The following is an 813-nucleotide window of genomic DNA, read 5'->3' as shown; positions in this document are numbered from 1 at the left end:
GCGAGCTCGTGGTACAAAGCTCTCAGCAAATTAGCAGTTCACTTGAGTCGATTCGGTCGGCTATTGAGCGCATTTCAGATATGTCTTTTCAGGTTGCAACGGCAACAGAGCAGCAATCAAGCGTGGTGGACGATCTCAATCAGCACATTGTTTCGATCAATGATATGGCGAACCAGACAAGCCATGTCTCGCAGCAAAATGCCAACTCATGCGATGAGATGTCCGCTCAGGCTGAACGCCTTTCAAACCTGGTTGGCAACTTTAAGTACTGATCAAGCACAACTCAAAACCCATGCCCATCAACACATGGCTAGAAAAACCGCGTCCAGGCGAACCGAATGTTGTACCCTTCGGTTTCGTCGACGATGGGGCTGTCGCTAATTTCGTTGGCGTACCAGACATACCCTAGATCAATCCTCGTAAAGCCACCAAAAAGAATCGGCGTGGAAAAGTTCAAATCCGCTCTGTAACTCAAGCCGGACTTTGCGCTATAGGCGGCTCGATTGGCTGTTGCTTCGGACTCTTTGACACCATAGTAGTAGTCGATCAAATTCGCACTGAGGTAATGCACAGACACTTCGGGAACAAAAAAGAATGGCCCGCGATTGAACTGCCGCGAGATCTGGAAGCTTGTTTCGGAGCCTTTGTGTTTTGACAACACATCATGCATGTAAGAAAACTCAAAACGCGCAACGTCTTTAGGCTGATAACCAAACACCAAACCACCATCAATCGTTCTGTCGCGATCATCCATGCCACTAAGCGAAGCACTGTCCTCGGCTTCATAACCATCAAATCGCACAGCCAATCGCG

1 protein-coding gene and 1 pseudogene are annotated in these 813 nt (G+C 48.6%); one reads left to right on the top strand and one right to left on the bottom strand.

Going from position 1 to position 813, the window contains the following annotated elements:
- Positions 1–272 (top strand): annotated as a pseudogene (locus A3750_RS26420) (methyl-accepting chemotaxis protein); the annotation flags it as partial.
- Between the two features lie 38 nt (positions 273–310).
- Here the strand turns inward: A3750_RS26420 and A3750_RS19510 are convergent.
- A partial coding sequence (locus tag A3750_RS19510; protein WP_197475172.1) for a MipA/OmpV family protein occupies positions 311–813 on the bottom strand: 503 nt, incomplete at its 5' end.

This window comes from Oleiphilus sp. HI0079, from assembly GCF_001635105.1.
Note: the sequence above shows the minus strand (reverse complement) of the source record. Positions and strands in the feature narration are given on the sequence as shown.